Genomic DNA, 7,711 nt, shown 5'->3' with positions numbered 1-7,711 from the left:
CATCACCACGGGTGATCAACTGTGCCTGAAATGCAAGCACCTTCAAAATAATGTCATCCTTTATCTCGTCACGTTTCCTCGCAATCAGCTCCTTAGCTTCAGAGAATCTGCCAGCACGACGCAGCAGGTCTACTAAGATAGCAATTTCCCCCCCACGCTGCTTTGTGAACTCCTGTCCTGCCTCGATTGCCTTTAACACCATATCGGCTGCTCTGCTACGACATTCTTTAGCTGATTCAGGCTTTTCACTATCATCGCACACCCATGCTGCATGTATGATTGCCCAACCTGCTGAGGCGTAGTCACCTACACTTTCATCGAGGATTGCCTTACACAAGAAACTGTTCGCCAGGTAGGGCAGGGTCGCATCGGTCAGTTGCTTGCGATACGGTGCGCTCCTTACAATGGCCGCTGTTTGATCTGACGCTCTGCTGATGTCTGAGGTAGAGTAGCCGCAAATCCAACACCGCTCCACCCAAGTAAAAATGGTTGAACGCGTCATCTCAGGTGGGCGTGTATCCAGGTCTGGCGAACCGAATTCACTAGTGCTGGCAATTCCTACGCACTCGTTTTGCTCTCCGCAAATCGCACATCGTTTCATCTCTTCGTAGAATGTCGTCATTGTATCTCCTTTTCAGGCTAATCGCTCGCGGCTTCGCCGCCCCGCATAGCGAGGGCGCGGAGCGACCGAGCGAAGCGGTCGGCTGGACGCGCCTGTTAGACCACAAAGTAGGTTCCATGATAAGACAGTCTGACTTGGTAATGCCTTCGATCTGAGGAGCAGTCAAATGTTGGACTTGTATCTGCTGACCAGGGCCTGGTATTGGCCGAGTGACTTGCATGGGTTGAATCATGGGTTGAGCCACCTCTCCCACAACAGAAAGATCGGCATCAGCCGGGAACAGTGTGGACTTTATCTCGTGAACAAGACCGTAAACCCTGGCCTCTTGTGAATCCAGTGTCGTGCGGTTATTCATATCGTCTAGCACTTTGTCGGTGGGTTTCTGCGTAGCGTCTGCAATAACGCGAGCGATGTTCTTATAGTCGTTCTGGAGTCCTTTTAGACGCTCCTCGAGATTTTTTTCGTCCAGTGATTGATTCCCCATGAAGTTCGCTTGAGCACCATGAATGAGGAACCTGGCGTGCGGGACTGAAAATCTCTTGCTCCCCGAGCAAAAGATCACCACACCAATAGAGTCGACTGTACCGAAGTTGTATGTATGAACCTCTACGGGCGCTCCTTTATAGGAAATTGTAAATTGAGAGTCCATGAAATACTGTCCCTCCTGGCGAGGAAAGCATTAAGTGTACGCGTTCGACTTTCTCTCTGAGCTTCCTGCCGAGGATCTCGAATAGAGATCCGGTGCTTCTTGAATCAACGGGTGCCATGAACCGAATGTATGCTTCTTTCATTTGTCTGATCTCCTTCTTGGGGCCGAACAGTCGGCATCACCCGCGCCGCAAAGCCCAGCGGAGCGGCGTCGGGTGAATGCTGTGTTAGGCAAAGACGTTCTTTTGCACATTAAGGACTTGGTTCAAGCGGAAGCCGTCTCCGACGAATCCGCCCCTTCTCAATGACCACGATGGAGTTTGGCAACTCCTCGTCTGGAATCATTTCGAGAGTTCGCCTGAGGCGATCTACCGCCTCTTGCTCACTATAATTTCCGCCACGGAAGAGTATCAGGCCAGGCCCTTCCGCTCGTGTCAAAGCCAAAAGACGGGGATAGTCCAAATCGGCCGTCACAACCACCCGTTGTTCTCCTCGAGCGCGCTCCAAGATCACTTCATCCGAAGCCCGGGCTAATCCCAACTCAACAGCATGCACAGCATCATGACCTTGTTGCACCAGCCAGATAGCCAACCCTGGTGATAGCGGCATATCAATGAGAAACTTCACCTGGTAAACTCCACAGTCTCCTCTTCGGCAAGAAAAGCGGCATAGAGCAAGGCCTCATCAATGTCCTCAGCCTCCAGGTAGGGATACGCCGTGAGAATCGTTTCCTTCGTCTCTCCTGAGGCCAAGAGTCCAAGCAAGCGCGAAACCGGGAATCGGAGCCCACGGATGCACGGCTTGCCAGTGCAAACATTCGGATCTACTGTAATGCGTTCAAACTTCATACGGTTTTTCACCTACAGGTCTTCCGCCAAGACGTCAGAGTTTACTCTGTTCCCGTGATCTTTTGTAGTTCTTTGAGCCTGGACAAGGCTTACTCAAACTCGGTCCGACTAAAATGAGACTCTGCTGGCTCGGCAAGTTCGATGGCTTGCCGTCTCAGTTCGTCTGCTAGTCCAGCATTTTTGCCCTCCATTGACCAGAATGTATTTATACCGACTACCTCTCCATCGAGGTTCACGAGTGGCCCACCGGAATTCCCTGGCCCGACAAGAAAGTCTCCTGACAGCACTTCCTCTTCAACTTTTGAAACGATCCCCTGTGTTATCAAGAACGTCTGACTTAACGGTGAACCGAAGGCAACAACTGGAATGCCTGGTTTCACAGTCGAATCTCTATCGGGTGGTAGCAATGCAAGAGGTCGCATGGAAGAAACCATTGAGCTATTCACTTTCACCGGAGCGAGATCGTAGCGAGGATTCAATACTATAATCTCGCCTCTTACTTTCCGACCATCGGCGAACTGCACAGCGATGTATCTAGAGTTTTGTACCACGTGGTGATTTGTGGCAATGATACCGTTTTCAGCGACAAGGAATCCTGAGCCAGTTGTCCCGTCAGCGTGGATCTTCACTATGCTTGGGTTCAATGTCTCGTACATCTCAGAGTAGTCGTAGGCGACTCTTTGCGCTTGCGGGCTCTGAGCGCGCACGTATGAAAAGGCAAGGCAAACAAACAAACAAACGGATGCAATTTTACGAATTACTTCCTTCACCCCCTCAATAGTTGTAGTCTTCGTAAGAAAAGCATCAGGCATGGCAACCAGTTAAGCATCGTGCTCGCTTCATAGCTGCCTAACGGTCCGGTTCAGGCACGCGCGGCTTCATGCGCGTCGCCTGCAACCAGCGGTTAGGCGACGATGCGCTCACTGCTTTGTGGCCGAAGCCTGCTGCACGCAGGCCACCAGGACATTCAAGGTGAACGTCATCAGCTCCCGCATCTTAAGGTCGTCTTCGAACGTAAGACGCACTTTCACAAAGTAGGAATCACAAACCGCAACACCCAGCATCGTCAAATCCTTGCCCAAAAGAAAACTCTTGACCGCGAACGGCCCGACTTCGACGACCGGCCATGGGTCTACGATCCCGGGGTTGAGATTGAGGATTATTGTTGCGGCCCGTTCAAGTTCCGCAACGCGTGCACCGGACCGCTTGTATACGTAAACGGCTGCCTTCGCACCCGCGCCGCTATACTGAATCGTTTGATCGAAAGATTCGCCGGAACGGGCGTTATCAAGCACTTTGTCGAAGTGCAGCCAACCTAGCTCATATGGCAGGACTGGAGTACCAGCAGGCCCGCGCCAACAAATCAGTGGATGTAGCCGGTGCGGCGCACCCGCTACGGCGCGCGTGTCGAAAAACACTGCGCGCGTCATGGTCTCGATCTCCATTTGCGTGAAACGAACGGTGTCAATACGAATTAGCTCGTTAGCAGAACCGATGCTGCAAGGTGCCCACTCGACAATGCGCCAAAGTTCGCCAAGCCCGCGTCCGATTGCTCGCAGCAGATTCATCTGAGTCAACGCTGCTTCTTGTACGTCACACTTTTCTAGCACGTAAGGATCATCACGGCTGCCGGACCCCGCGGAGACGCGGATCTCAATGCCCTGATGTCGCTTGATCAGTTCCCGAACGTTCATATCTCGTGCGCCATTCGATCACCCCCAAAGGGCCGGTCGAAACTGACGGGCGGCTCATATCGACGCCCAACCCTTGGTTAGAATATCACCTTGAGGTCGCTCGTTGGCGGCCTACAACACCGGTGCGTATCGGTTCTTAAGTTCTCTGCCAACGAGCTCATCTTGTTTCTGCAACTTCTTCGGAGTGTTATATGGTTTTCTATATAACACCCCGCTGCTCTCCTCAGAAAAAGTGGCACAGGCATTCCTGCCTGTGGCGTTTTTCATCGTTTCTGGGCGTCGTCCCGGACGACATGTGGAACTCCTCAGAAAAAGTGGCACAGGCGTTCCCGCCTGGGGCGTTTTTCATCGTTTCTGGGCATCGTCCACACGACATGAACAACTCATCTGAAAATAGCCCACGAAACACACGCACCTCACGAAAGAATTGTATTTCATCCTTCGTGGCGCGCTGTTGCACATCGGCGATTCCTCTGAAAATAACCATTTTCATCCTTCGTGGCGAGCGTAGGCTCATGGGCGATTCCTGCGGGAACTTCCACTGGCAGCGCCATTCACGAGAGGCGTTTGGATACTTCCGAGCCAGTGTATCTGCCAAGGGGACCCCGCCACCCGCAACGCCTGACGCACCTGATCCACGAGCTTGAGTTTCGGTGGGCTAACGGACTTCCGGTAGCTGACCGCAGTCTGCCACCCACTGCTGCGTGCCGATGCACGATCAGGCGGGATGAACCGTTTCACCATTGGGTTCTCCATACAGACACTCCAGCAGCAACTATACAGAGCTACCCACGCCTCCTGAAAAAGCCGGGGAGATTCTAAACGGAGCTGCTTTGTAGCGTCAACCGGAATCGAGTGTCGCCGGTGATTGGGTTGGAATAGAATCTCGCTACCTGTGTGCTTGTCTGCAACGGCGGCAGGAGTCCGAACAACAGTAGGGCTTATAGCAAGAGCAGCGAAAAAGACCATGTTCATGGAACCCAAAAGCATGGCTGAACCTGAACGGATCGAGCGGCAATGTGCGATCTTAGCTCGGCATCTTGTCTTCCTACAGGCTGCCGCCACCGGCTGCCTGGCAGCATCGGATTACAGCAGATGAATTCCCTCGCTTTCGTATCCTCGGAATGTCCAGCAACAACCATCTATGTGAGTCTTGCTCCCTACGAAGGAAGCAAGATTCTATTCCTAAGGATGCTACAAGATCAAGTTTGTTCTCTACCCAAAATGGCCACAGAGGGCACAGAGAACTCAGAAGGCTCTCGGTGGACTCTATGATCTCAGTGGCTTCATCCAGGATGAGCGTGTGGTGGGGATGGTGGGAGTCGAACCCACACGGGGGGATACCCCACGGGTTTTTGAGACCCGCACGTCTGCCAGTTCCGTCACATCCCCAAACAATTCATGGGCGCGGTTATTCTAGTGGGGTCATCATGACTCGTCAAGCAACCATGCCAAGCCCGGTTCAGAAGATTATTCGCGTGTACGGTGGCATTCCCCTCACCATCACTCGTCAAGCAATCATGCCAAGCCGGTTCAGAAGATTATTCGCGTGTACGGTGGCATTCCGCTCACCATCACTCGTCATGCAATCATGCCAAGCCCGGTTCAGAAGATTATTCGCGTGTACGGTGGCATTCCGCTCGCCATCACTCGTCATGCAATCAAACCGAACCGGCGGCGTGCTTCACCGTGATTGCGCTCGTACCTTGAGAAATCGTCGTTTGCCGACTTTCAAGAGAATCTCTCGCGTTTCGTTGAGGTCTATGACCGCTTTCACATCGCTGACGCGTTCATGATTGATAGAGACGCCGCCTTGTTCAATCAGTCGCCGAGCCTCTCGCATAGAGGAGGCCAACTGAGTGACCAGGAGTAACCGGGCGACCTCCATAGGATTTTGCTCAACGACGAGCTCCATCATAGGAACTGTCTCGGGCGCCTGTTTCTCACGAAAGACGCGGTCAAACTGTTCGGCGGCTTGTCGCGCAGCCGCTTCGGAGTGGAATTGACTGACGAGCTTCTGCGCCAGCGCAGCTTTGACATCACGCGGCGAGAGTCGGCCGGTTTCAACTTGCTCCTGCAATGTTTTTAGTCCTTGCGATGAAATGCCCGTCAGCAACGCCCAATAGGTCCACATCACGTCATCGGAGATGGACATGACTTTGCCGTAGATTTGATCCGGCGGTTCATTGATGCCGATGTAGTTGCCGTACGACTTGGACATCTTCTGTACACCATCGGTGCCAACGAGCAGAGGGACCGTGATGACCACCTGGGGTTCTTGTCCCATTTTCAGTTGCAGGTCGCGGCCAACCAGCAAATTGAATTTCTGATCGGTGCCGCCCAACTCGACATCAGCTTGCAGCGCGACAGAATCATACGCTTGGGCCACCGGGTACAAAAGTTCGTGCAGGCTGATGGAGACGCCTTGCTGCATCCGTTTTTGAAAATCATCTCGCTCCAGTATCTGCGCGACCGTGACTTTAGCGGTCAACCGAATCCAGTCTTCGCTGGTCAGGGCACCGAGCCAGCGAGAATTAAAATCAATGATGGTTCGATCCGGATCGAGTAGCTTGAACACTTGCTGTTTGTAGGTCTCTGCATTGGCCAGAATCTCCTCACGTGACAACGGCGGTCGCGTGGCTGAGCGTCCCGTAGGATCACCGATCATGCCGGTGAAATCGCCGATAAGAAAAATGACGGTGTGGCCAAGTTGCTGAAACTGTCGCAGCTTTTGCAATACCACCGTGTGCCCAAGGTGCAAATCCGGCGCCGTCGGATCAGCGCCTAATTTCACCCGCAACGGGCGACCGGTTTGCTCAGCTCGTATGAGCTTATTTCTGAGGTCAACTTCGCGGATCAGGTCCACACATCCATAGCGCAATTGTTCGAGTTGCTCATCAATCGTTATGCGTGATGCCATACAGCGGGGGATTATAGGCCGGTGGTTGAGGACGATTCAATACATTGAACAGAAAAGTCGGCTCGATGATGAAATCAGTTGCACGGTCTGAAAGACTTTCCTATAATGCCTCGCGGACTGAAAACTGGTACGGGTACACAAAAGGCAAGCCGATGTTGAAAGAGACAGCGCGAGTGCAACCAACGGAATGCAGCTTCTGCCACGGCACGGGTTGGGAGTATACAGACCAGCACTACGTGCGTCGCTGCCGTTGTCGAAGCCGGGACAATACGTCCAGCGTCGAACAGCTTTATGCAGCCGCGCGAATTCCATCACGATACCTCGGCTGCGAATTGAAGAATTACACTCCACAGGGCGCTCTCGGTTCGCCGGAACTTCAATCGCAAATGATGGCCTTGCTCATCTGTCAGAAGTTTGTCAAAGAGTACCCCAATCTCGATTACGGCCTGTTGCTGATTGGGCCGGTCGGCGTGGGCAAAACGCATCTGGCTGTGTCCATCGTGAAAGAATTGATTCGAACCAAGCGCGCGCAATGTTTGTTTTATGATTTCCGTGATCTGCTGAAAGAGATTCAGGACAGCTACAATCCGGAATCGCAGCGATCCGAGTCGGGCATTCTGCAACCTGTCTACAACGCCGAGGTGCTGGTGCTTGACGAGCTGGGCGCGGCCAAGCCGACAGCGTGGGTCCAAGACACGATGACGCAAATTATTAACATGCGTTACAACCAAAAACGCATAACCATCTTCACCACAAACTACCTGGATGAACCAAGCCTGAGTGATGAAACGTTAACAGAGCGCGTCGGCGAACGGCTTCGCTCACGACTCTATGAAATGTGTAAGACGGTGCAAATCACCGGCCGAGACTACCGCAAGCAAAAGCAACGATAAGATTGGCGAACGAGTCCGCACAGGCTCGGCAGCGCCGTGTATCCCGCCTCTATCTCAGAGCGATTTTCAATTGTCTTGAGCCTGGG

7 protein-coding genes and 1 tRNA gene are annotated in these 7,711 nt (G+C 52.9%); 1 reads left to right on the top strand and 7 read right to left on the bottom strand.

Annotated features, from left to right (window positions below; translation table 11 throughout):
- From NZ823_17170 to tyrS, 7 genes are all read right to left on the bottom strand, one after another.
- Window positions 1-622: hypothetical protein (locus tag NZ823_17170; protein MCS6806858.1), on the bottom strand; the 622-nt coding region annotated here is incomplete at its 3' end.
- A 900-nt stretch (window positions 623-1,522) separates the two neighbouring features.
- Window positions 1,523-1,897, bottom strand: a complete 375-nt coding sequence (locus tag NZ823_17165) for a DUF5615 family PIN-like protein (GenBank protein ID MCS6806857.1) — start codon at window positions 1,895-1,897, stop codon at window positions 1,523-1,525.
- On the bottom strand, window positions 1,894-2,118 hold the full coding sequence (locus tag NZ823_17160) for a DUF433 domain-containing protein (GenBank protein ID MCS6806856.1): 225 nt from the start codon (window positions 2,116-2,118) through the stop codon (window positions 1,894-1,896). Before NZ823_17160 ends, NZ823_17165 begins: the two co-directional genes overlap by 4 nt.
- Window positions 2,119-2,207: 89 nt before the next feature.
- Window positions 2,208-2,888 carry a trypsin-like peptidase domain-containing protein gene (locus NZ823_17155; protein MCS6806855.1) on the bottom strand — a complete coding sequence of 227 codons (681 nt, stop codon included), beginning with the start codon at window positions 2,886-2,888 and terminating at the stop codon, window positions 2,208-2,210.
- Window positions 2,889-3,038: 150 nt separating this feature from the next.
- Window positions 3,039-3,812, bottom strand: coding sequence for a hypothetical protein (locus NZ823_17150; protein ID MCS6806854.1), 774 nt, complete (start codon window positions 3,810-3,812; stop codon window positions 3,039-3,041).
- A 1,304-nt stretch (window positions 3,813-5,116) separates the two neighbouring features.
- Window positions 5,117-5,204, bottom strand: a tRNA-Leu gene (locus NZ823_17145).
- 292 nt (window positions 5,205-5,496) lie between these two features.
- A complete protein-coding gene (gene tyrS / locus NZ823_17140) occupies window positions 5,497-6,732 on the bottom strand; it encodes a tyrosine--tRNA ligase (protein ID MCS6806853.1) in 1,236 nt (411 codons plus the stop codon).
- Between the two features lie 152 nt (window positions 6,733-6,884).
- Here tyrS and NZ823_17135 point away from each other — a divergent pair, with 152 nt between their 5' ends.
- Window positions 6,885-7,625: an ATP-binding protein gene (locus tag NZ823_17135; protein MCS6806852.1), complete on the top strand. Its 741-nt coding sequence runs from the start codon at window positions 6,885-6,887 to the stop codon at window positions 7,623-7,625.
- The last annotated feature ends 86 nt before the right edge of the window (window positions 7,626-7,711 follow it).

Source organism: Blastocatellia bacterium (assembly GCA_025054955.1).
GTDB lineage: Bacteria > Acidobacteriota > Blastocatellia > HR10 > J050 > JANWZE01.
This window is presented reverse-complemented; position numbering and strand designations above follow the sequence as displayed.

Coding starts and splice junctions, on each gene's coding strand:
- NZ823_17150 (MCS6806854.1), bottom strand. CDS start 3,812: ATGAACGTTCGGGAACTGATCAAGCGACATCAGGGCATTGAGATCCGC.
- NZ823_17135 (MCS6806852.1), top strand. CDS start 6,885: ATGTTGAAAGAGACAGCGCGAGTGCAACCAACGGAATGCAGCTTCTGC.
- NZ823_17160 (MCS6806856.1), bottom strand. CDS start 2,118: ATGAAGTTTGAACGCATTACAGTAGATCCGAATGTTTGCACTGGCAAG.
- tyrS (MCS6806853.1), bottom strand. CDS start 6,732: ATGGCATCACGCATAACGATTGATGAGCAACTCGAACAATTGCGCTAT.